Source organism: Epilithonimonas bovis DSM 19482, from assembly GCF_900108115.1.
GTDB lineage: Bacteria > Bacteroidota > Bacteroidia > Flavobacteriales > Weeksellaceae > Epilithonimonas > Epilithonimonas bovis.
On sequence record NZ_FTPU01000010.1, the window covers coordinates 79,696 to 103,934 of the forward strand.

Annotated in this window: 22 protein-coding genes; 15 read left to right on the forward strand and 7 right to left on the reverse strand. The window is 38.4% G+C overall.

Features of this window, described 5'->3' with window-relative positions; genetic code table 11:
• Positions 1-15: 15 nt before the first annotated feature.
• A complete protein-coding gene (locus tag B0B05_RS06045) occupies positions 16-1,590 on the reverse strand; it encodes a RagB/SusD family nutrient uptake outer membrane protein (RefSeq protein WP_076782721.1) in 1,575 nt (524 codons plus the stop codon).
• A 5-nt stretch (positions 1,591-1,595) separates the two neighbouring features.
• Positions 1,596-4,343 carry a SusC/RagA family TonB-linked outer membrane protein gene (locus B0B05_RS06050; protein WP_076782723.1) on the reverse strand — a complete coding sequence of 916 codons (2,748 nt, stop codon included), beginning with the start codon at positions 4,341-4,343 and terminating at the stop codon, positions 1,596-1,598.
• A gap of 430 nt (positions 4,344-4,773) precedes the next feature.
• Here B0B05_RS06050 and metG point away from each other — a divergent pair, with 430 nt between their 5' ends.
• Together metG and B0B05_RS06060 are read left to right on the forward strand one after the other, a co-directional pair.
• The gene (gene metG, locus B0B05_RS06055; RefSeq protein ID WP_076782725.1) at positions 4,774-6,810 is read left to right on the forward strand and encodes a methionine--tRNA ligase; all 2,037 of its coding nucleotides are present in this window, start codon (positions 4,774-4,776) and stop codon (positions 6,808-6,810) included.
• 57 nt (positions 6,811-6,867) lie between these two features.
• On the forward strand, positions 6,868-7,065 hold the full coding sequence (locus B0B05_RS06060) for a hypothetical protein (RefSeq protein ID WP_076782726.1): 198 nt from the start codon (positions 6,868-6,870) through the stop codon (positions 7,063-7,065).
• A gap of 60 nt (positions 7,066-7,125) precedes the next feature.
• On the opposite strand, the gene B0B05_RS06065 is transcribed toward B0B05_RS06060, so the two are convergent.
• From B0B05_RS06065 to B0B05_RS06075, 3 genes are all read right to left on the reverse strand, one after another.
• On the reverse strand, positions 7,126-7,365 hold the full coding sequence (locus B0B05_RS06065) for a hypothetical protein (protein ID WP_143745955.1): 240 nt from the start codon (positions 7,363-7,365) through the stop codon (positions 7,126-7,128).
• A 173-nt stretch (positions 7,366-7,538) separates the two neighbouring features.
• The gene (locus B0B05_RS06070) at positions 7,539-8,096 is read right to left on the reverse strand and encodes a SanA/YdcF family protein (RefSeq protein ID WP_143745957.1); all 558 of its coding nucleotides are present in this window, start codon (positions 8,094-8,096) and stop codon (positions 7,539-7,541) included.
• Positions 8,097-8,164: 68 nt separating this feature from the next.
• Positions 8,165-9,292: a 2Fe-2S iron-sulfur cluster-binding protein gene (locus tag B0B05_RS06075; protein ID WP_076782731.1), complete on the reverse strand. Its 1,128-nt coding sequence runs from the start codon at positions 9,290-9,292 to the stop codon at positions 8,165-8,167.
• A gap of 191 nt (positions 9,293-9,483) precedes the next feature.
• Here B0B05_RS06075 and B0B05_RS06080 point away from each other — a divergent pair, with 191 nt between their 5' ends.
• From B0B05_RS06080 to B0B05_RS06130, 12 genes are all read left to right on the forward strand, one after another.
• Positions 9,484-10,047 carry a TlpA family protein disulfide reductase gene (locus tag B0B05_RS06080; protein WP_076782733.1) on the forward strand — a complete coding sequence of 188 codons (564 nt, stop codon included), beginning with the start codon at positions 9,484-9,486 and terminating at the stop codon, positions 10,045-10,047.
• A gap of 13 nt (positions 10,048-10,060) precedes the next feature.
• Entirely contained in the window at positions 10,061-11,032 is a 972-nt protein-coding gene (locus tag B0B05_RS06085) for a FecCD family ABC transporter permease (protein WP_076782736.1), read from the forward strand.
• A gap of 6 nt (positions 11,033-11,038) precedes the next feature.
• Positions 11,039-11,986, forward strand: a complete 948-nt coding sequence (locus tag B0B05_RS06090) for an ABC transporter ATP-binding protein (protein WP_076782740.1) — start codon at positions 11,039-11,041, stop codon at positions 11,984-11,986.
• Positions 11,987-12,130: 144 nt separating this feature from the next.
• Positions 12,131-12,583 carry a MarR family winged helix-turn-helix transcriptional regulator gene (locus tag B0B05_RS06095; protein WP_076782768.1) on the forward strand — a complete coding sequence of 151 codons (453 nt, stop codon included), beginning with the start codon at positions 12,131-12,133 and terminating at the stop codon, positions 12,581-12,583.
• Positions 12,584-12,619: 36 nt separating this feature from the next.
• On the forward strand, positions 12,620-14,992 hold the full coding sequence (locus B0B05_RS06100) for a 3-hydroxyacyl-CoA dehydrogenase/enoyl-CoA hydratase family protein (RefSeq protein ID WP_076782743.1): 2,373 nt from the start codon (positions 12,620-12,622) through the stop codon (positions 14,990-14,992).
• 86 nt (positions 14,993-15,078) lie between these two features.
• Entirely contained in the window at positions 15,079-15,540 is a 462-nt protein-coding gene (gene tnpA / locus B0B05_RS06105) for an IS200/IS605 family transposase (RefSeq protein WP_076782745.1), read from the forward strand.
• A 102-nt stretch (positions 15,541-15,642) separates the two neighbouring features.
• Positions 15,643-16,818, forward strand: a complete 1,176-nt coding sequence (locus tag B0B05_RS06110) for an acetyl-CoA C-acyltransferase (protein ID WP_076782748.1) — start codon at positions 15,643-15,645, stop codon at positions 16,816-16,818.
• A gap of 105 nt (positions 16,819-16,923) precedes the next feature.
• On the forward strand, positions 16,924-17,241 hold the full coding sequence (locus tag B0B05_RS06115; RefSeq protein ID WP_245799225.1) for a four helix bundle protein: 318 nt from the start codon (positions 16,924-16,926) through the stop codon (positions 17,239-17,241).
• Positions 17,242-17,344: 103 nt separating this feature from the next.
• A complete protein-coding gene (locus tag B0B05_RS06120; RefSeq protein ID WP_076782750.1) occupies positions 17,345-19,132 on the forward strand; it encodes an acyl-CoA dehydrogenase family protein in 1,788 nt (595 codons plus the stop codon).
• A gap of 64 nt (positions 19,133-19,196) precedes the next feature.
• A complete protein-coding gene (locus B0B05_RS06125; protein WP_076782753.1) occupies positions 19,197-19,538 on the forward strand; it encodes a HopJ type III effector protein in 342 nt (113 codons plus the stop codon).
• A gap of 59 nt (positions 19,539-19,597) precedes the next feature.
• Positions 19,598-19,729, forward strand: a complete 132-nt coding sequence (locus B0B05_RS17000; protein WP_262488141.1) for a hypothetical protein — start codon at positions 19,598-19,600, stop codon at positions 19,727-19,729.
• Positions 19,730-19,876: 147 nt separating this feature from the next.
• Entirely contained in the window at positions 19,877-20,041 is a 165-nt protein-coding gene (locus B0B05_RS06130; RefSeq protein WP_076782755.1) for a phosphatidate cytidylyltransferase, read from the forward strand.
• Between the two features lie 73 nt (positions 20,042-20,114).
• Here B0B05_RS06130 and alaS read toward each other — a convergent pair whose 3' ends face one another.
• Entirely contained in the window at positions 20,115-22,718 is a 2,604-nt protein-coding gene (alaS, locus tag B0B05_RS06135; RefSeq protein ID WP_076782757.1) for an alanine--tRNA ligase, read from the reverse strand.
• Between the two features lie 463 nt (positions 22,719-23,181).
• Positions 23,182-23,859 (reverse strand): TIGR02117 family protein, encoded by a 678-nt coding sequence (locus B0B05_RS06140; RefSeq protein ID WP_076782770.1) that lies wholly within the window; start codon positions 23,857-23,859, stop codon positions 23,182-23,184.
• A 159-nt stretch (positions 23,860-24,018) separates the two neighbouring features.
• On the opposite strand from B0B05_RS06140, the gene B0B05_RS06145 reads away from it, so the two are divergent.
• Positions 24,019-24,239 (forward strand): DUF4372 domain-containing protein (locus B0B05_RS06145; protein WP_143745956.1); only part of this gene is annotated, 221 nt, incomplete at its 3' end.

Here is a 24,239-nt window from a genome sequence, read left to right on the forward strand (position 1 = left end):
TGTTTATCGATTTAATTAATACCCAGAGTTCTGGATAAGGTTACGGTTTGCAATAATATCTTTCGCAGGGATTGGATAAAGATTTCTGTAATCAGCCACTGCAGCGCCGTCTTTTACACCACCTTTCCATGGCCAAAGATAGGCTGAGGTAGTAAATTTTTTGTACCTGATAAGATCAGTTCTTCTTGTCATTTCCCAACCCATTTCCCGGCCTCTTTCATCAAGAATAAAATCACTGTTTATACTGCTAACTGCAGGTGCTCCTCCTCTTTGTCGCAGAGCATTGACGTAAGTAAGGGCTTTTGCACCATCACCACCACCACCTCTGGTATAAGCTTCTGCATACATAAGATAAACATCAGCCAGTCTAAGTAATGGGATATCTGCATCTACAAAGTTACCGGCAGCGTCTTTGCCTTTTGTTCCGGCACTTGTAATATTTTTATACTTAATGTAACCATAACCATCTGTGAAGGAGCCCAGATCATTAATTTCAAGATTTTGGCCGTCTTTGTAAAAATTACCTCTTGTATCTGTTGAAGGGAAAAGGGATACATAGGCTTTTGTTGTTCTGAGTCCACCCCATCCACCATTGATTCCAAAGTCGTCCGCTTTCATAGATCCGCCTACAGCCGCATGTACGAGATATGTTGTTCCCCCGTAAGTCTGAATCCTAAGCCCATCGAAAGCAACCGGAAAAATCACTTCCGGATTATTTTGGTCGTTATCCGCTAAAAAGAGATCTGCATATTTAGTCTTTAATGAGTAGCCGGATGAAGTTACTTTATCGCAATAAGTTATTACATCTTTGTACCTCTCTGTACCGGTATAGACTTCTGCATTAAGATAAAGCCTTGCCAACAAAACCCACGCAGCAGCTTTGTCTGCTCTTGCATATTCGTTGGTCCTGGCATCCTTAAGATCTGTAGAACATGCCAAAAGTTCTGCCTCCACAAATTTAAAAAGATCAGGGCGGGCAATCCTTTCAGGTGGTGTTACAGAGCCTGGTAAATAATCCTCTTTTACAAAAGGAACGTTGCCAAAAAGGTCTAACGCATCATAATAGGCCAATGCTCTTAGAAATCTGGCTTCTGCTCTCATGTATTTGGCTTCTGTCAAATTAGCACCTGTGATATTGTTACCAGCCAGTTTTTCATCAGTAGTATTTCTCAAAAATTCGTTACAGAAAGCTATTTCTGTGTAAATCCTATAGTACATAGCCCCCACAAATTCATTCTGAGAATCCCATGTCATTTTATGAAGGGTTTGCAGATTGCCATCATTCCAGGCAATTACAGCTTCATCCGTTGGCAAACTCTGCAATGTAAAAAGTTGTCTGGTATATTGGGAGAAGTTACCATCTATCCCATTGATATCAGGATTTCCGCCACCGCCTTCTTGGCCACCATGTGCAAGACCTCCATATAATTTAGCTAGTGCATTGGGATAATTAGCAAAATCCGAAAAAACACTTATCGAAGTTACATCCGTAATTGGAACCTGTTCCAGATCATTAACACAAGATGTGGTTGCAAACGTTCCAAAAATGACCGCTGCTATTGTTATTGTTTTATATTTACTGTATTTCATTGTTTTTAGAATTGAAAGTTAAGTCCTAGTGAATAAATTCTTGGCATCTGATAATAACCATTATCAATCCCATTGAAAACCTCTGGATCTACGCCCGAATATTTTGTAATAACAAAAACATTTTGTGCCATCCCATAAACTCTAAGGCTGGATCCCGGTGAAAAAATGTCTTTGAAATTGTACCCCAGGTTAACATTGTCTAATCTCAGAAAAGAAGCATTTTCTACAAATAGGTCTGAAAATAACCTTGGCGTTGCAAATTTGTAATCTATAGCAGAACTGTATATGTTTTGAAGATAATCATTGGTAGCCGCGGATTGAAGTGAACTGTTGGATGCTGCATTATTATAAACATAATTTCCTATAATAGCCCTTGCACTTAATCCTAGATCCCAAGCTTTGTAATTGAATTTGGTATTGAATCCTAAAATAACATCTGGCTGTGTAGATTTGTAGAAATACATATCTTTTGCATTAACTACACCATCCCCATTCCTATCTACATAAACACCGTCCAATGGTTTGCCAGCATTGTCATAAACTTGTTGATAAACATAGTATGAGTAAGGTTGTCCACCAACATAATGGGCTTGAATTGTGTTACCTACACCTCCGGCAATACCAGGATTGGTTACAGGAATATTAAAACTGGCATCTGCATTATCAATCAACTTAGTAATTTTTGAATTATAATGCGTTGCATTAAAGGAGAATTCCCATGTTGTATTTTCATTTTTTACAGGGACAAACGTAATATTACCCTCGATTCCCTTGGTTTCCATATTACCCACATTCAGGATATTATGATTACTGAGATCTCCCGCAGGAATAGCACTATCCAATATCAAATCATTAGTATTTTTTTGATAAATCTCAACAGACCCGGAAACCCTGTTTTTTAAGAACCCAAAATCCAATCCTATATTTTTGGTAATGGTGGTTTCCCACTTTAAGTAGGGGTTATAAATATCAGCACGGTACATAAAGTAATAAGAGCTGCCAAACTGGTAAGATGCCCCTGTATTACTAGGATTGTATGAAGCAAAAGCTGGATAAGGTTTATCCTGTGTTATCTCTTGATTACCGGTTTTACCCCAACCTCCTCTTAATTTTAGATTTGAAAATCCTGAGTCTTTTAGGAAATTTTCTTCATTAATTTTCCAAGCCACAGAAACCCCTGGGAAAACACCCCACAAATCACTTTTGTTCACTCCATCCCAAAATCTGGATGATCCATCTCTTCTTAATGATCCGGAAATGATATATTTATTAGCAATGGTAAATATTGCCCTACCATAAAAAGATAGTAGTACACGCTTTGTTTTTACATCATTGCCCTGCACTGGTTGTATATTATTACCGTTAAAAGTTGGTGCAAACGGCACATAATTTTGGAATGCCTGATAAGAATAACCTGCAACCAAATCAACATTGGTATTTATTGCATCAATAGTTTTAACATAGTTCAGGTACGTTTCCAACAGTTTATTCTTTCTCTCCTGAGAATATTCCCTGTAGGTACCTTTGTCATTATAACCAATTTTATAAGCACCACTCACAGTCTTTGCACCTTCACTTTTGGTATAATCTATACCCGCATTGACATTAAAGTGCAAATCTGGCAAGAAATGGAATTTATAATCTAACTGCACATTACCTAAACCTCTCCAGATTGATGATACATCTCTGGTTGCAGCTAACATACCCAGCGGGTTAGCCGTAGCGTTAACATTAATAGGATTGGAAGGATCAGCAGTTAGCCATTCGTAATAACCACCTAAGTTTGAATTGCCGGAATAGATTGGCTGCGTAGGGTCAAAATAAGTTGCACTACCGATAACACCTTCTGCAGGGAACCTATTGTCTGTAAAAGTTCCTTTACCATTGATATTTACCGTCAGGTGGTTATCAAAAAATTTTGGATTCAAGTTTAAGCCTAGTGAAGTTCTTCTAAAATTGTTGGTTTTTACGATACCATTCTGTTCATTGTATCCCAATGACAATCTGTATGGCAAACCTTTTATACCTCCTGATAGAGAAATATTGTTATCTGTTCCCCATGCTTTTTGATAAATTTGATCCTGCCAGTTGGTACTAGCCGTTCCTAATTTATTTTTGTAGGATTGAGGAGCATTAGAATTTAGAACAAAACTCCTGAATTCATCTGCACTTAAAACATCTACATTTCCCATCTTTGTAGAGATCGATGCCAATGTCGAAAACCCAATTTTCAATTTCCCGGCGGAACCCTGCTTAGTTGTAATCAAAATAACACCGTTAGAAGCCCTATTACCATAGATAGCAGCAGCGGAAGCATCTTTCAGGATATCAAAACTCTGAATATCATTTGGGTTGATGAGTGATAACGGATCAGAAGCTCCGGAGACTCCATTAAAATCCTGAGGAACTCCGTCAATTACGATTAAAGGGGAATTGTTCCCCGTTAAAGAAGAGATACCTCTTACCCGGATAGAACTACCCGCTCCGGGTGCACCACTGTTATTTGTAATCTGTACACCAGGCGTTTTACCTTGGATCAACTGGGCGGGTGAAGTTGCACCACTATTGAAATCTTTTGCAGTAACAGAAGTGATAGAACCGGTTACATCGGTTTTCTTCTGCTTACCGTAACCAATCAGCACAACCTGTTCGATTGCGGTTTCCTGTTTCACCGAATCATTTTGTTGTGCATGCAGCATTGATCCGAACAACAAAAATGCAGGAGCAATTTTCAGTACATTATAGTTTCTCACAAAAAATAAATTTTTAAGGTTTGTATAAATTAAAAGCGTAAGGTTTATTGTATCCTTATCCTGATTGCTAATTTAAAAAAAAAACAATACCATCATAAAATATCTTAAAAAATCAGGTTTTCAGCCTTATTGTGACCCATTAAAACTCAATATAATACATATAATTAATTGATAGCCAATTATTTAATTAACAAATATGTTTTTAACTATTTTTTAAATTTTAACATTTTTTTAAGCAATTGTTTAACTATTTCTTGTACTAAATTAACCAAAATGAATGCTATATTAACAAAAAATGAAGTTTAGGTAAACAAACGGATATCTTATTATTATTAAAATCTTAACATATTAACCCAATTGCAATTAAATTAATAATATAAAATCTTTCAAACTAAAATCGTAATTTTGCAACTCAAATTATTCAAACAAAATGTCAAACAGAAAGATGATAACGGCGGCTTTGCCTTATGCAAACGGGCCGGTTCATATAGGGCATTTGGCGGGTGTTTATATCCCGGCAGATGTCTATGCAAGATTTCAGAGAAGATTAGGTAAAGATGTCGCTTTTATATGCGGGTCTGATGAACATGGTATCCCAATCACTATAAGAGCAAAAAAAGAAGGTGTTACACCACAGGATATCGTGGACAAATACCATGGCATTATCAAAAAATCCTTTTCGGACTTGGGAATTTCGTTTGATGAATACTCCAGAACCACATCCAAAAATCATTACGAAACCAGTCAGGATTTCTTTAAGGTGCTTTATGAAAAAGGGAAATTCACGGAAGAAGTTTCTGAACAATATTTTGACGAACAAGCCAATGAATTTTTGGCAGACAGATACATCGTGGGAACTTGCCCGAATTGCGGTAACGAAAATGCTTACGGTGACCAATGTGAAAAATGTGGTTCTACCCTTTCTCCATCGGAGCTAATCAATCCAAAATCGATGTTGAGCGGTAATGTTCCTGTTCTAAAGGAAACCAAAAACTGGTATCTTCCTTTGAACGAATATGAAGATTTCCTAAACGAATGGATTATTGAAGGTCATAAAGACGATTGGAAACCGAACGTCTACGGACAAGTAAAATCCTGGCTCAATGATGGCCTCAAGCCGCGTGCCATGACCAGAGATCTCAACTGGGGCGTGCCGGTACCTTTGCCTAATGCTGAAGGTAAGGTTCTTTATGTTTGGTTTGATGCACCAATCGGTTATATATCTTTCACCAAAGAATGGGCTGAGAAAAACGGTAAAAACTGGAAAGATTACTGGCAAAGCACAGACAGTGATCTGGTACACTTCATCGGTAAAGACAATATTGTTTTTCACTGTATTATTTTCCCAAGTATGCTAAAAGCGCACGGAGATTATATCTTGCCAAAAAATGTACCTGCGTTTGAATTCCTGAATCTTGAAAATGATAAAATCTCTACCTCCAGAAACTGGGCCGTTTGGGCCCACGAGTATGTAGAGGATTTTCCCGGTCAGCAGGATGTATTGCGCTATGCACTGCTTTCTTCAGCTCCGGAAACCAAAGATAACAACTTTACATGGAAGGATTTCCAGACCAAGAACAATTCAGAATTGGTTGGGATTTTTGGGAATTTTATCAACCGTGTAGCGGTTTTGATTCATAAATATTATGACGGCGTGTTGCCTCATGGTGACGTGACTACACCGGAACTTAAAGAAATCAATAAAACGGCTAAAGAAATTGCGGCCTATCTGGAAAATTACGAATTCAGGAACTCATTAACAGCTCTGATGAACCTGGCAAGGTTCGGGAACCAATTTCTTCAGACGGAAGAACCATGGAAAACCATCAAAGATCAACCGGAAAAAGCCGCTCAGTCTTTATTTGTTGGTGCTCAGATTGCCGTGGCACTGGCACAGTTGTGTGAGCCTTTTATGCCTTTCAGTTCAGAGAAATTATTGAAGATGTTTAATGTTCAAAAATCTGACTGGAGTGTTGTAGAAAGCAATTCGGTTTTAATTGAAGCCGGCCATCAGATCAATGCAGCATCACTTCTTTTCTCCAAAATAGAAGATGATGTGATCGAGGCTCAAATCCAGAAATTAGAAAAAACCAAAGAGAATAATAAAAAAACCAATCCTAACGCCCAACCTATGAAAGAACAGATCAACTTTGATGATTTTGCTAAAATTGATTTGAGAACAGCCACCATTCTGGAAGCAGAGAAAGTAGAAAAAGCAGATAAACTCCTTAAATTCAAAGTAGATACAGGCGTGGATATCAGAACCGTTGTTTCGGGTGTGGCAGAGAGTTTTTCACCAGATGAACTGATTGGGAAACAGGTGATGATTTTACTGAATCTAGCACCGAGAAAAATCCGTGGCATAGAATCCCAGGGTATGTTCCTGCTGACAACCAAACCGGATGGTAAACTGTCGTTTGTAACGCCGGACGACAGCAATGTAGAAAACGGTATCGAGATCGGATAACATCCTTATCAGGTAATAATAAAAAAAGAGAGCAAAATAATTGGAATCCCGTCAATTTTGCTCTCTTTTTTATATGATATTATTGCCTTCTCAGACTTTCGTTACTGCTGCTCCTATTTTCCTGCTGTTGCTGAGCAGGTTGTTGTTGTTGTTGTTGTTGTTGTTGTTGTTGTTGTTGTTGTTGTTGTACCTGAGGCTGAGATCTCTGTGGCTGAACGCGCACATTATTCTGATTATCTCGTGCAGGCTGCCTGACAGTATTTTGTTGTACTCTGCCGTTAGATTGAGAGCGGTAATTAGTATTGGGATCTGTTCTCACCCTAGATTGCGGCCGTACAGTTTGATTGTGCATGGAGTTCCTTTTTGGGGAAATAATGACATTATCTCGACTGTTTCTGGAATTGTAAGTTCTGCCGTTTCTATAATAGCTGCCATTATTATCAAGATAGATAACATTGGGCGCATACCAATAACCATCAGGAGATTGGTAATAACCTGCCCTGTAACCATCAGAAAAACCTTGGTAATATGGATCATTATTCCTGTAACTGCCACTGTTCTGATATCTGTAATTGTCGCTTGTAGCTCAACATGAAATCATGCTCAGAGTGACTAAGGCAACAACTATTGTAACTGAATTTTTCATTGCTTGGTATTTATATTTGTAATTAATTACAAAGAATCTGCCAAGATAAAATGCGGTTTTTCAGGGAACAACAAATTAAGGTCTACTCCTCTGGCGAAATTCCTAAAACGTAATAGAAAACAGCCAGAACTCTGGCAAAAAATTCTCGGGTATGATTCCTGTAAAAGCTCTCATTTTTGCTGACATCCTGAGCATCAAAGCCAAGCGCATTCATACCATTATTTCTTGCAAAAAATAACGCACGCAGATTATGGAAACCCTGTGAAACAATTATCACATTTTTCTGCTTATAGATATTTTTGCATCGCAAAATACTTTTATGGGTGTTAAAACCTTTAGGATCCTGGATGATGATATCCTCAGGAACGCCCTCGTTATACACCAAAAATTTTTTCATAGCGGCCGGCTCATCGTAATTTTCGCTTTTCTCGCCACTCACGATAATTTTTTTGATTTTACCATGGTGGTATAAGGTTCCCACTGCATCCATACGGGCTGTAAAATAAGGATTGGCAATCCCGGAACGCATTTTGGGAGAAGTCCCCAATACCAGCGCACAGTCACGTGGCGGCACTTTGCTGATCTTGGTATAAGTCCTGCCACTTGTCAACGCAACTACCCAGAAGTTGGCTAATACCATCAGCAAAACGGCTAGTTCTACCAGCCGGAAAGCTATTCTGAAAATATTGACAAGTGCCTTTATCATAATTAATACAAATCAAAATCTAAAGATACATCTTTGCTCATTGCAATGGAAACACAAGGCAAAATTTTTCCCTGTTGTTTTTCTTTTTCCGTCAGATATTCATCTTCTGTCATTACCACTTCACCTTTTTTCAGGTAGCAAAGACAACTTCCGCAGATCCCGGATTTGCAGGAGTAAGGCAGTTTATAACCCAAATCCAGCAATTGCTGAAGAAGTTTGCGCTCATTATTTTTGAGAATAATCCCTTCTTTTACAATATGATTGAACTGGATCGTAACATTTACATTCTCAATGAGCGGAAACTCTTTTTCGGTAGGGTAAATATCCTCGTTGAAAGCCTGGAACAATTCGAAATGAATATTTTTTTTAGGAATACCATGGTTGTAGCAAGCATTGGCAACCGATTTTATCATAGCGCCGGGACCACAAATCAGGACTTTATCAGTGCTGTCCCAGATCGTAGACTCTTCATCATCCTCATCCAGATGAAGGATTTGATTAATAATCAAAGAGATCTTTTTCTCATCTAATCTCCCCTGGAATAATTGGTCTTTCACCTTTTCCTGAGACAGAAAATAATAGACAGATAATCTGCCATGCGCTTTTTTCTGCAAATCTTCCAGCTCATCTCTCAGGATAATATCCTCATAGCTTTTATTCCCGTAGAAGAGGAAGATCCTCGTAAGCCCTTCTTCCTGCAGAATATTTTTGATATGGCTGATGATCGGAGTAATCCCAATTCCCGAAGCAAAAGCAAGGACGGTACGTTTTTCATTGGGCTTGTAAGGCAGGAAAAACCGACCAGCCGGTTCGCTGACAGAGATCTCGTCTCCCTCTTTATAATTGTTGAAAAGAAATTGAGTGGAACTGTTTTCTCCATTTATTTTGATAGCAAGACTTAGGTTTTTTTCAAATGGTGCCGAAGTAAAAGAATAATCATTCTGGATTTCTTTCTCAAAAAACGGATATTTAAGCGTTACATATTGCCCGGCCCGATAGCTGTACCGCGGTTTCAGTTCATCAGGAACCTCCAGCTCCAGTGCAAAAGCATTTTTGGTCAGTTGCTTTTTTTTAGCTATTTTTAGCCTGTGAAACTGAGGCTGATTCGCGATTGTTAATTGATTCTCCATTATCAAGAATCAAATTTAATGAAATTTAATAAAAGAAAAAATCTAAATTAGTTTTATAAATTATCTCAATCTTGCTCAACCATTCATAGTCTTCGACTCCTCTCAGACTGATAACGCTTAAAAATTATAATTGGTTTTTGCAAGGTCACGCTGAGTTGAGCCAAATTGTATTTTAACTATTATTAAAAAAAATGAAAAAAATATTACTATATTCTTCTCTCGCCATCAGCCTGTTAGCGTGTAAAAAAAATGACGAAAAAGTGGCTGAAACTGAAGCAAAAGAAGACTCGATAAAAGCGGAAACAACTAAATCTGAAGCTGATGTTGCTGAGCTGAAAGAACTTTCTCCCGAAAAAATTACCGACGTTTTGAAATCCAATCATTCCGACACACTTTATGTAACGAATTTTTTCGCAACCTGGTGCGGGCCATGTATGCAGGAGATTCCACATTTTAGGAAAAAGATGGACGAACTGGCCAATCAGCCTGTAAAATTTACGTTTGTAAGCCTGGACAATAAAACAGATTGGGCAACTGATGTCAGCGATTTTGCCGATGAATATAATATCCGCAAAAATGTGATCTTGCTGGATGGCACATTACTGAAACCTGATTTCTTCAAAAACAATTTTAAATCCTGGAATGGGGAATCTATTCCGTTTACATTGATCAGAAAAGGTGATCAATCTGACGAAACTATTGGTTCTATGAGCGAACAAAACCTAGAACTTAAACTCAAAAAGTTTTTAAAATAAAACCAATTTATTGATGAAACGCTTTCCTGTTTTGGTAATTTTGATAATCGTCCTGGCGATTATTGCCTTTTTCATCAATCTCAATATAGGTTTTGCAAAACTCACTTTTTCTGATTTTTTCAGTTCAGGAACTCAAAATTTCCAGATTGCGGGATTCAGGATCAACCGGGCTTTGGCAATGCTTTTGGCAGGGATTGCCATCCCAACAAGCGGATTTCTTTTGCAGGAATATTTCAAAAATCCTTTGGCCGGTCCGGACGTTTTGGGAATCACATCGGTTTCCAGCTTATTTGTCGCATTTTATATTTTCTTTTCACAGAATATGGTGATCCCGGATTTTTTGCAAAATAGTTTCATCAGTCTATCATCAATACTGGGAAGCATTGTATTGATGATGGTTTTACTGCTGTTTTCCAATCGTTTCCGGGATAAAAGCTTCATCATCATTTTCGGGTTTTTGATTTCAGCTTTAGCTGGTGCTATTGTTTCATTTCTTCAGTTTTATGTGGAAAGTCAGAGCCTAAAAAATTACATTCTCTGGACTTTTGGATCAAACAATCAGACCAACCTGATTCAGATTTCGATCCTTACCATTTTAATTCTTATCGGATTGATTTTCACTTTTAGATCCATAAAACCTTTGATTGGCAATGCTTTGGGATCGGCTTATGCACAAAGTTTCGGCATCAGCCAACCCAAACTGAAAATCAGCATTATTGTTGCTTCCTCGCTGCTTTCCGCTTCGGTTACGGCGTTTCTCGGCCCTATTTTATTTATTGGTGTTGTTGTACCACATTTTTGCAGAATGATCTGGAATCCGGCGCAGCTGTGGCATCAATGGATTCTGAATATGGTTTTAGGAATTTTGATTATGGAAGTTTTCTCGATTATTTCAGAATTGAGCCAATTCCCTATTAATATTATTACAACCTTTTTCGGGATTCCTGTGATATTATTGATGTTGATGAAAAAGAAGGTTATATAAGAAAAAATGAGCAAGTTCTTAGAAATAAAACAATTGACAATCGGTTATTCCAATCCTTTGGTTTCTGGGATTGATTCATCTTTGGAACTGGGAGAAGTTGGCCTGCTGATAGGCAATAACGGCATTGGTAAAACAACGCTCATCAAATCAATTCTTGGACAAAACAAATTGCTGAATGGCGAAATTCTCATCAACGGAAAAGCAATTCAGGAGTTAGATGAAAACCAAATTGCACAACAAATAGCCATTGTCTTTTCCAAAGCAGAAATACCTGATAACTATACCGTTACGGATTTGATTTCGCTCGGCAAATACATCCATTACCCTTATTATTTTCAACTCAATGAAGCTGATAAAAAAGAGATCACCGAAATCCTCAGAAAACTCAATTTGTCAGAATTTGAAAATAAAAAACTGACCGAACTATCCGACGGCAATCTTCAAAAAGCCTTTATTGGACGCGCTTTGGCTCAGAATTCCCCTTTTATTATCCTGGACGAACCCACAACGCATCTGGATGAAGAAAACAAGCTCATGATTCTGTCCCTGCTCAGAAATCTGGCAAAAAATGAAAACAAATTGATTCTTTTCTCTTCTCACGACTGGCGTCTGGCAAAAGAATTCGCTGATAAAATATGGTGGATAAAAGATCAAAAACTCATCAGCGGGATTGCAGAGGAAGTGATTCTCAGTCATCCGGAATTGAGCCAACCAACAATTTTAAACTTTAATCAATCTTTTTTTCCCCCAATGATTGATGCCCCCGAACTGGAAAAGGAAATGATGTTTTCTTACCTTCAGAAAAATTTTGATAAAGATTTGCGAAAATTTAAATTGACGTTTAAAAACGATTTTTGGGACTTGAATTCGGATAAATTTTATGACAATTATCATACTTTCCAAGAAATTAAACAGGCTTTGGAAAAGCTTTTGGATACAAGGGATATTAATTAAATACAGTTTTTAAGCTAATAAAATAATAGGTTTTGCATAACATTTAAAACACTATTAATCAACACATTAAATAAGTTAAAACAAAAATACTATGCATGCATAGTATTTTTTTTATATTTGTAAAAGGCACATCAAGATATGATTATGGAAAAGAAAAATTCTGAAAAAGTTGAAACAGTAGATCTCATGCTCAAGTCGGCCTGGATTGCAGTTTCTAAGATGTATTCTGAGCAGGCGTCTTTGTACAATTCCACAGCTGTCCAGGCACTCACATTGCTTAAGATCGACCCAAAAGAAGGAACAAGAAGCACCAATCTTGGCCCAAAAATGGCGATTGAACCCACTTCTTTGACCAGAATTATCAAACTTCTGGAAGATAATGGCTATATCTATAAAGAAAAAACAACAACCGACAAGCGGGAAGTCATTATAAAACTGACCGATAAAGGTATCAATTCCAGAAACTTATCCAAAGAAGTTGTCCTTAATTTCAACAAAAAAGTGTTGGAAAATATTGCGCCGGAAAAATTTGCAGTTTTCAAAGAAGTAATGACAGATATTCTTAAAATTGCTAACGAACTCAATAAAAGAAAATAAACCAAATTATAATTTTAAACAATAAAATCTTAATAAATGAACAGAAAAATAAAACACGTTACGGTCCTGGGATCGGGTGTTATGGGTTCCGGGATTGCCTGTCATCTGGCAGGGAACGGCATTCAGGTTTTGATGTTGGATATGCCTCCGAAAGATTCGGAAAATACAGACAAAAAAACAAGAAACAGTGTGGCGCAAGGCCATCTTAACAATGCGCTGAAGAGTAATCCTTCGCCTATCTACGACAAATCTTTTGCATCCAGGATCACTGTTGGAAACTTTGAAGATGATTTGGAAAAGATCAAAAATTCGGATTGGGTGATTGAAGTGATAGTTGAGAGATTAGACATCAAACAATCGATGTTTGAGAAAGTGGATAAACTCCGCAAACCGGGCACTTTGATTACTTCTAATACCTCAGGGATACCTATTCATCTGATGTCAGAAGGCAGGTCAGAAGACTTCCAGAAACATTTCTGCGGCACGCACTTTTTCAATCCACCGAGATATTTGAAATTATTTGAAGTGATTCCAGGTCCGAAAACGGATCAATCTGTGATTGATTTCTTTATGTCTTACGGCGAAAAATTCCTTGGAAAAACCACCGTTCTTTGTAAAGATACTCCTGGATTTATCGGAAACAGAATCGGTGTTTACTCGATGGCAAAAATTATGGAATTGACGGAAGAAATCGGTTTATCGATTGAAGAAGCTGATTCATTGACCGGAGATTTACTGAACCGCCCAAAAACCGGAACTTTTAAACTGGGAGATCTGGTTGGATTGGATACGGCTTTTAACGTAACCAAAGGACTTCAGGCGAATCTGAAAGACGATGAAATGGTTCAGGCGCTTAAAGATTCCAAAACTCTGAATTTCCTGATCGAAAATAAATTTCTTGGTGATAAATCTAAAAAAGGTTTCTATTACAAAGAGAAAGATGCAGGTGGCAACGTGAACCGTTTTGTCCTTAATTATGAAACGCTTGGCTACGAACCTACTCAACAGCCAAAACTTCCGATCGTAAAAACAGCGAAGGAAGCCGGAAGTCTCAAAAACCGTTTACCGATTTTGTTGAAAGACCAATCCAAAGCCGGAGAGTTGATTAGAAAACATTTTGCTTCATTGTTCGCTTATGTTTCTCAAAGAGTTCCAGAAATCACGGATGTCTTCTACTCTATTGATGATGCGATGAAAACCGGTTATGCCTGGAAGTACGGGCCTTTTGAAAACTGGGATTTTGTTGGTGTTCAGAAAGGGATTGACCTGGTAGAAAGCGAAGGTTACAAAGTAGCCGATTGGGTAAAAGAAATGGTTGCTGCAGGAAACGAATCGTTCTACAAGCTGGAAAACGGTAAGCAGTTATTCTACAACCAAAATACCAAAACCTACGAGCCAATCCCGGGTCAGGATGCGTTTATTATCCTTAATAACATCAGAAAAGAAAAAACGGTTTGGTCTAATTCCGAATCTGCTTTAATTGACCTTGGCGACGGTATTTTGAATTTCGAATTCCGTTCAAAAATGAACTCTCTTGGAGGAGGCGTTTTGGAAGGTCTTAATAAATCTATCGACATTGCTGAGAAAGATTACAGAGGTTTGGTTATTGGTAATCAGGCTGATAATTTCTCAGTGGGTGCAAACCTCGCAATGGTAATGATGATGGCCGTTGAGCAGGATTGGTATGAACTGAATATGGCGATTGCAATGTTCCAGCAGACTTCTATGAAGTTAAGATATTCAGCAATTCCAGTAATCGCTGCTCCGTTCGGAATGACGCTTGGTGGTGGCTGCGAATTCTCTATGCACGCCGACAAAATCGTTGCAGCAGCGGAGACGTATATCGGTTTAGTAGAAGTTGGCGTTGGTTTGATTCCAGGTGGTGGCGGAACAAAAGAATTTGCTTTGAGAGCACTTAAAGGAACTCTTCCCGATGATGTTAAAACCAATCATTTGAGAAATTACTTTATGAATATTGCAACTGCAAAAGTGGCGACTTCTGCCTGGGAAGCTAAACAAATGGGAATCCTGACTGATAAAGATATCATCGTTGTGAACAAAGACAGACAAATTGCAGAAGCCAAACGTCAGGCGATTGTTTTGGATGAATTAGGATATACACCGCCGGTTCCTGAGAAAGTTAAAGTTCTAGGAAACGAAGCAATGGGAATGTTCTACGTTGGAACTGACCAAATGGTTGCAGGTGGTTACGCATCGGAACACGACAGAAAGATCGCCAACAAAATCGGTTATGTAATGACTGGCGGTAATCTATCTGAACAGACAGAAGTTTCTGAGCAATACTTATTGGATTTGGAAAGAGAAGCATTCTTGTCACTTTGTGGAGAAAGAAAAACGCTTGAAAGAATTGGTGGAATGTTAAAAACAGGAAAACCGGTAAGAAATTAGAAAAGCTCCGTAGGAGCGAACTGTTAATAGATAATGATTTATCGTTAAGCGGAGCCTCGTAGAGGCGACCTGATAATTAATCAAAAATGGCAAATACCTACACCCAAATTTATATTCAAATTGTTTTCGCTGTCAAAGGAAGACAACACTTGATTCCCAAAGAGAATCGGGAAGAATTGCATAAGTTTATTTCAGGTATTGTTTCCAATAGAGGACAAAAATTATTTTCAATCTTTGCGATGCCAGACCACGTCCATATTCTTGTAAGTTTGAGTCCGAGTATTTCTATTTCTGATTTAGTAAGAGATATTAAAGCAGGTTCTTCTAAATTTATTAATGACAAAAATTGGATTAATGGAAAATTTAGTTGGCAAGAAGGCTATGGTGCATTTTCATATTCTAAAAGCAGTGTGGATGCTGTCGTGAAATATATTTTAAATCAGGAAGAACATCATAAAAACAAATCTTTTAAAGAAGAATATTTAGATTTTCTCAACAAGTTTGAAATTGAATATGATTCAAAATATTTATTCGATTGGATTGAATAAAATTATCAGGTCGCTCCTACGGAGCTCCGCTAAAAAAACAAAACATTTGCTATTCACAGTTTACCTCTACGAGGCATAATAAAATTAAAACAACAAAATAATATGGAAGCATATATAGTAACAGGATACAGAACAGCAGTTGGTAAAGCGCCGAAAGGTTCTTTGCGTTTTATCCGTCCGGATGATATGGCGGCAACTGTAATAGAACGTCTGATGAAAGATGTTCCAAACCTAGACCCGGCACGCATCGATGACCTGATTGTCGGTTGTGCAATGCCGGAAGCAGAACAAGGGCTTAATGTCGCAAGACTCATCTCATTAATGGGATTGGATACCGACAAAGTTCCTGGCGTGACAGTCAACAGATATTGTGCCTCAGGTTCAGAATCAATTGCGATCGCAGCGGCAAAAATCAAAGCCGGAATGGCAGAATGCATTATCGCAGGTGGTGCAGAAAGTATGTCTTATATCCCAATGGGAGGCTACAAACCAATCCCGGACACGGATCTGGCCAAGAAACATCCCGATTATTATTGGGGAATGGGATTGACGGCAGAAGCGGTGGCCAACGAGTTCAAAGTGAGTCGCGAGGAGCAGGATCAGTTTGCTTACAACTCTCATCAGAAAGCAATGAAAGCCATCAAAGAAGGAAAGTTTGAAAACCAGATTGTTCCGATTGATGTGAAATATAATTTCCTTGACGAAAAGGAAAAAGTTCAAACCAAAGAATATGCGTTCAAACAAGATGAAGGTCCGCGAGCTGATACATCGGTTGAAGCTTTAGCAAAATTACGTCCTGTTTTCGCAGCAAATGGTTCTGTAACGGCAGGAAATTCTTCTCAAACTTCTGATGGTGCTGCATTCACAATGGTAATGTCTGAAAGAATGGTAAAAGAATTAAACCTAACTCCGGTTGCAAGGCTTCTCTCCTATTCTACTGTCGGCGTTCCGCCAAGGATTATGGGAATCGGGCCAATGTACGCCATTCCAAAAGCTTTGGAACAGGCAGGTCTTAAACAGTCAGACATCGATTTATTTGAACTGAATGAAGCTTTTGCTTCCCAATCAGTAGCGATCCTGAGAGAATTAAACATCAACCCTGACATCGTGAATGTTAATGGAGGTGCCATTGCTCTTGGACATCCGCTTGGTTGCACAGGAACAAAATTGACAGTTCAGCTTCTTGACGAAATGAAACGAAGAAACGGCAAATACGGTGTTGTAACCATGTGTGTAGGTACAGGTCAGGGTGCCGCAAGTGTGTTTGAGTTGCTTTAAGACTAAGAGATAATAGACAAATAGATGATAGACTGGTAATAGATTAAAAACATATCAAATGAATGAATTCAAAAGACATAATTTAAAAAGCTTAAGATTTGGCAAATGGCGATGGAATTATCAAAATTGACTTTAGACCTGACTGACACTTTTCCAACGTATGAAAAATATGGTTTGAAAAGTCAAATGGATAGATGTTCAATTTCAATTCCGTCAAATATTGCAGAAGGTTCAAGCAGAACGAACAAATCTTTCAGTCACTTTTTAGATATTTCTTTAGGCTCATCATTTGAATTGCAAACTCAAATTTTATTAGCAAATCATCGAAAATATTTATCCAACGAACAAACTGAAATCTTCGAAATTAAAATTGAAGAATTTCAAAGAACAACAATGGTATTTCAAAATACATTAAAAGACTAAAGAGATAATAGACTTATAGAAAGTAGACAAATTCAGATTTTAAAGGTCTATCATCTATCCGTCTATTATCTATAATCTCAAAAAAATTTAAAATCACAATAAAATGTCCACAGAAACCAAAACAATAGACGGCGGAGAATTCCTTGTAAAGGAAGTTCTTGCGCAGGAAATCTTCAGTATCGAGGAACTTTCCGAAGAACAAAAAATGCTTCGTGATTCTGCAAAAGACTTTGTAGATAAAGAAGTTGTACCGAACAAACCAAGGTTCGAAGCCAAAGATTATGCATTAACGGAGGAGTTGATGCGCAAAATTGGAGACTTAGGATTCTTAGGAATTGCAGTTCCAGAATCGTATGGCGGATTAGGAATGGGATTCGTAACTACCATGTTGGCTTGCGATTATATTTCAGGAGCAACAGGCTCATTAGCAACTGCTTATGGCGCTCATACAGGAATCGGAACTTTGCCAATCCTACTTTACGGAAGCGAATATCTAAAAAATAAATACCTTCCGGATTTAGCTGCCGGAACCAAGTTTGGTGCTTACTGTTTAACTGAACCGGACGCCGGATCTGACGCCAACAGCGGAAAAACCAAAGCCAGATTGTCTGAGGATGGCAAACATTACATCATCAATGGACAAAAAATGTGGATCTCCAACGCAGGATTTGCAGATACATTCACTTTGTTCGCCAAGATTGACGATGACAAAAACATTACTGGTTTTGTGATCAACCGTTCAGAGCTGGAAAACCCGGAGAGTCTAACACTAGGAGAAGAAGAACACAAACTGGGAATCCGTGCATCATCTACGCGCCAGGTTTTCTTCAATGATATGAAAATACCTGTAGAAAACCTTTTGGGAGAAAGAAACAACGGTTTCAAAATCGCTCTTAATGCGCTTAACGTTGGCCGGATCAAGTTATCTGCAGCTTGCCTGGATGCACACAGAAGGATTTTGGACCACGCCATCCAGTATTCTAGTGAAAGAAAACAGTTTAAGGTTTCTATCAATACGTTTGGAGCGATCCGCAAGAAACTGGCTGAAATGGCAACTCTGACTTACGTTTGCGAATCTGGAGCTTACAGAGCGGCTAAAAACGTAGAAGACAAAATTGAGGAATTGGTGGCTGCTGGCGAAAACCATCAGGCTGCTGAGCTGAAAGGTGTGGAAGAATTTGCTGTAGAATGTTCTATTCTCAAAACTTTTGCATCTGACTCTGCACAACACGTTGCGGATGAAGGCATCCAGATCTATGGTGGAATGGGCTTCTCCGAAGAAACACCTATGGAATCTGCATGGAGAGACTCCAGAATCGGAAGAATCTACGAAGGTACCAACGAGATCAACAGACTTCTTTCTGTAGGAATGTTGATCAAACGTGCGATGCAAGGCAAAATCGATCTTTTGACGCCTGCTAAAAATGTAGGTAAAGAATTGATGAGCATACCGTCTTTTGACATTCCTGATTATTCAGAATATATGTCTGAGGAAAAAGAAGTGATCAAAAACCTGAAAAAAGTATTCCTGATGGTTTCCGGTTCCGCGCTTCAAAAATACATGATGGAGATCGAGAAGCAACAACATTTGCTATTGAACGCTTCCGAAATCCTGAACCAAATCTATATGGCAGAATCTGCGATTTTGAGAGCTGAGAAACATTTCTCAACCGATTCTGTACAGGCTGCAATGGCAAGACTGAATCTTTACAAAGCGGTAGATATTATTGCTACCAATGCAAAAGAAGGTATTGTTGCTTTCTCCGAAGGTGACGAGCAAAGAATGATGTTAGCCGGATTGAGACGTTTTACAAAATATGTCAATACACCGAATCCAATTGCTTTGACAGAACAGATTGCCGCTCATTATATTGAGAAAGGTTCTTACTAAAATTCATTAAATATTATGAAAATCCCGCGCTTTGCGGGATTTTTGCATTAAAATTTCACCTCTTATGACACACATTTTTTTACAAAAATTAGAAAATAATCCGGAGCAAATCAGCTTTGATGAAACCATTGCTTATATCGATGAAAATTACGACTTCTCACCAACAGCGTTCATCAATGGTGAACTAAGAAACGAGGCCAATCAAAATAACGGATCTTGTAAAATCTTTGGTTTTGCAAAACTCAAGAATCTTTCAAAAGATACCACCTTACAACTTTTTGGAGATTTTTACAGATTGGATGTCCTCAACAATCCGAACGGATCTGACCACCTGAATATCAGGAATTTTATAAAATTCGGTTGGGAAGGTTTAACATTTGAAAATGATTCGCTTGCTCTAAAATAACTGAATGGCTTACTTCTTGTAACTGTTTTCCTGAAATTGTAAAAAATAAATACCTACATATGAAAACAAGACTTTTAAGAATGGCTCTAACATGGGCTGCCCCGTTTGTCATCGGTTACATTGTCAAAAAATTTGAAGAGAGATCCAGTAAAAATAAGCTTAAAACATTACCTGTCAATAAACAGCAATAAGCTTTTATTTGTATTAAAATAGATTCTGGATTAGGTAAAGTTGATCGAAATTAATAAATTATGAAATCGCTATCAATCATTTGATATGAAAACAGTTGCGAAATTTAAGGCGATTGCAAATGACCATCAAAAAAGAAAAATATACATATGAAAAAGTATCTTAATATTTTACCATTATTCCTAATTTTAGGATTATTGACAAGTTGCGAAGCCGTTGAAACAATTTTTAAAGCCGGAATGTGGTGGGGAATCATCCTCGTTGTTGGTGTGGTAGGGCTTGTAATATGGTTATTGACCCGGGGTAAAAACTAACAAAAGAAATTTTAATCTAAAGAAAAATGGCCGGATAATTTCCGACCATTTTTGTATTATATTATCAAAAAATTTAGATTTCTAAAGCTTTCTGATATGCGTTTTCTATTCCGTCTATATTTTTACCGCCAGCCGTGGCAAAACCAGGATTACCGCCGCCGCCGCCCTGGATTTCTTTTGCCAGCTCTTTGACGATATTTCCGGCATGATAAGATGACTCAAGATCTGCAGAAACGCCTATAGTAATCATTGGTTTTTGGTTTGCATCAGAGATAATAATGATAACAGAACCCGGGACATCCTTTTTGAGCTGAAAAACAATATCTTTTACCGAACCGGCATCCAGAGATGTTTTCTTAACCAAAAGTTTTTTGTCGCCTTTATCAACAAATTCATTGTTCCAGTTTTGGATTTCTGCTTTCGCTTTTTCTTTTTTATAGGATTCAGCTTCTGCCTTTAGCACTGTATTCTCTTCAAGAAGTTTTTCTACCGCTTTGGTAACATCCTTTGATTTTAAAAGCTGGGATAATTCTGAGATCTGATCTTCGATTTTTTTGAAATATTCGTTGGACTTATCTCCTGAGATCGCCTCTATCCTTCGGATTCCTGCAGCAGTCGAACTTTCGGAAGTGATTTTTAAGTGGCCAATTTCACTCGTCGATTTTACGTGGGTTCCGCCACAAAGCTCTTTTGATGAACCGAATTGGATCATTCTTACACTATCGCCGTATTTTTCTCCGAAAAGCGCCATTGCCCCTTTATCCAAAGCTTCCTGAATAGGGATATTTCTGAATTCCTGCAACGGAATATTTTCTTTGATCTTTTCATTGACTTTCTGCTCTACCAACTTCAGTTCATCTTCGGTCATTTTAGAAAAATGCGAAAAGTCAAAACGCAGATAATCCGGACCAACATAAGAACCCTTCTGCTCTACGTGCGTTCCCAAAACTTCACGCAAAGCCTCATGTAAAAGATGCGTACCAGAGTGATTCGCCTGCGAATTTTTTCTTTCCGAAACATCAACCTTGGCATAGAAAACAGCGCCGGCATCTTTGGGAAGTGCATTGACTAATGAAATGATTAACCCGTTTTCTTTTTTGGTATCCAAAACCTCAAGGCTTTCCACTGCATTTTCCAAAACACCTTTATCGCCTACCTGGCCGCCACCTTCCGGATAAAAAGGCGTATTATCCAACACAATCTGATAAAATTCGCCGTCTTTGTTTTCCACCTTTCTGTAACGTGTAATGTAAGCTTCGGTTTCCAACTGGTCATAACCCACAAATTTTTCCGGCTTTTCTTCCAAAACCACCCAGTCATAAACTTTGGCAGCGGAATCTTTTTTGGAGCGCTGTTTTTGCTTTTGCATCTCTGCCTCAAAACCGGCTTCGTCTATGGTCAAACCTTTTTCTTCCGCAATAATTCTTGTTAAATCATCCGGGAAACCATAAGTATCATATAACTCAAAAACCTCCTCGCTTGGCAAAGTCGTCTGCTTATCTGAAATAGTCTGCTGAATGAGTTTTTCTACACGGATGAGGCCATGTTCTATCGTTTTAAGGAACGATGTTTCTTCTTCCTTAATAACTTCTGTAATCAGTTTTTCCTGCTTTACCAATTCCGGGAAAAATTGTCCCATCTGTTCCTTAAGCACCGAAACAAGCTCGAAAAGAAACGGCTCCTTCCTGTCCAGAAAACGGTAGGCATAAGAGATTGCCCTCCTAAGGATTCTTCTGATGACGTAACCTGCCCCATTATTGGACGGCAATTGGCCATCTGCTATGGCAAAAGAAACGGCGCGGATGTGATCTACCACCACACGGATGGCGATGTCTTTCTCATTATCTAAAATGCCGGTGTATTTTTTCCCGGACAGTGCTTCAACTTTTGAAATTAATGGGGTAAAAACGTCGGTGTCATAATTGGATTCTTTGTGCTGAAGAGCCATACAAAGTCGCTCAAATCCCATCCCGGTATCAATATGCCTTGCAGGCAGGTTTTCCAAAGTCCCGTCTGCCTTTCTGTTGAACTGCATAAAAACGAGGTTCCAGATTTCTACTACCTGAGGATGATCGTTATTAACGAGTTCCAACCCTGATATTTTAGCCTTTTCTTCTTCGGATCTTAAGTCAACATGAATCTCAGAACAAGGTCCGCAAGGCCCGCTGGCGCCCATTTCCCAGAAGTTATCCTTTTTATTCCCGTTGATAATACGGCTTTCATCAATATGTTGTTTCCAGAAATCGAACGCTTCCTGATCACGGCCCAGGTTTTCTTCGGCATCTCCCTCGAAAACTGTAACATAGAGGTTTTCCTTCGGGATTTTATACACTTCTGTGAGTAATTCCCAAGCCCAGCCAATGGCTTCTTTCTTGAAATAATCACCAAAACTCCAGTTTCCAAGCATCTCAAACATGGTGTGGTGGTAGGTATCACGACCCACATCATCCAGATCGTTATGCTTTCCGGAAACTCTTAGACATTTTTGGGTATCGGCAATTCTTGTCGCTTTTGGTTCCTTATAGCCCAGAAAATAATCCTTAAACTGTGTCATGCCGGAGTTGGAAAACATCAGCGTTGGATCATCTTTGAGAACGATTGGCGCAGAAGGTACAATCAAATGGCCCTTGCTCCGGAAAAAATCTAAAAATTGCTGTCTTATCTCTTGTGAAGTCATATTTGTTGGCTTTTTTGCTAATAGCTCTATACTATTAGCGTTTTGGTTCGCAAATTTAGTGAAAATCTGTGATTTCCTGCATGTTTTTATTAAATAGAAAAAGTGAAAAGATGCGCCAGCTGCGGCCGGGATAGTAAGGGCGCGAGTGCAGCGAGCGGTGCCGCCGGAGGCGGTACGGAACCCCTGAATAGCCCGAAATGCCGCCCAAAAAAAATGATATTAGTAGGATCTGCTAAATTTCAGACAATCGAAATTTTAATATAAAGGTCATAAGATATTTTCATATTACCAAATATTCTTTATTAAAAGTATTTCTGATCAATTTTAATTCTCGCAGATTATTCTGATTATGCAGATGCGAAATTTAAATCTGTAAAATTTGCCTCATCAGCGAGAACATTATATTTTTCAATATGTAATTAAATGATGACCTCTATTTTTATATTTAATATTATATGACCGTCTATTTATAATGCCTGAAGATTCCAAAATCTGTGGCTGTCCATAATGCTGCTTTTTGGCCTGCTACTTTGAGCCCGTCGTTGGCCCACGTGTTGCAGGTATAGGTAAAGTTATAACTGCCTTTGGCATCATAAAAGGCATCGTCATCCCCATAGACGGCAATGGTGGGAACAAGAATGTAATGCCCAGCGGCATCTTTATCAAACCTACTGTCTATGAATTGGATCAAATCCTGATATTGCTGTTCTGTCAGCATCATTTTTTTGCAGTCGTTACCTTCTTTCATCTGCTTGTAATAGGTGCAGTGCATAGCAGAATCACTGAGCCAAAATGCCGCTTTGAAGGCTGTAGAAAACTTGAGCTGTGACCAGGTGGGCGTATCCAGATAGAATCCCTTATCTCCCCAACCAAAGGCAATGTAACGAAAGTCTGTTTTCTGGCCTTTGGTATTTTTGAAAGGCAATTTTTGGCTCCAGTCTATCTGCGATGTCCTGACAGGCAGAACCAGATCTGTGTGCACACCATTGGTGAGAATATAGAGCTCCACTACTTTTGGATCTGTTGTTTTTTTTGCATTGATGGGAATCAGCGGTAACAATAATGCCAGGATAACGTATAAAAAAACGACTCCAAGAAGGAAGCCGACCAGGATTAATAACTGACGAAATAATTTTCTCATTATTTGTTTTGTAGAAGGTTGAGAATTATAAAGATAATAAAATTTATGATCTGTTTTATAAATATTAATTTTCACTACTAACCGACAAAAAAAATATAAGGAGCCATCTGTTCAGGTAGCTCCTTTTTTCATATTTTAGTTTTACTACACACTAAAAATATGAGCCATAAAAATACAGAAAAGAATTTAGTCGGTCAGCCAATTTTCAAACAAATATTGCAATTTATCCCCCGCAACAAGTTTGATTTATTGGTTAACAAGCATCAATCAGACCGATATTATAAAACATTTGATTCGTGGACGCATTTGATGACGATGCTTTTCGGCATATTCAGCCGATGCGATTCTATGGGTGAAATATGCGATGGGATGCAAGGTTT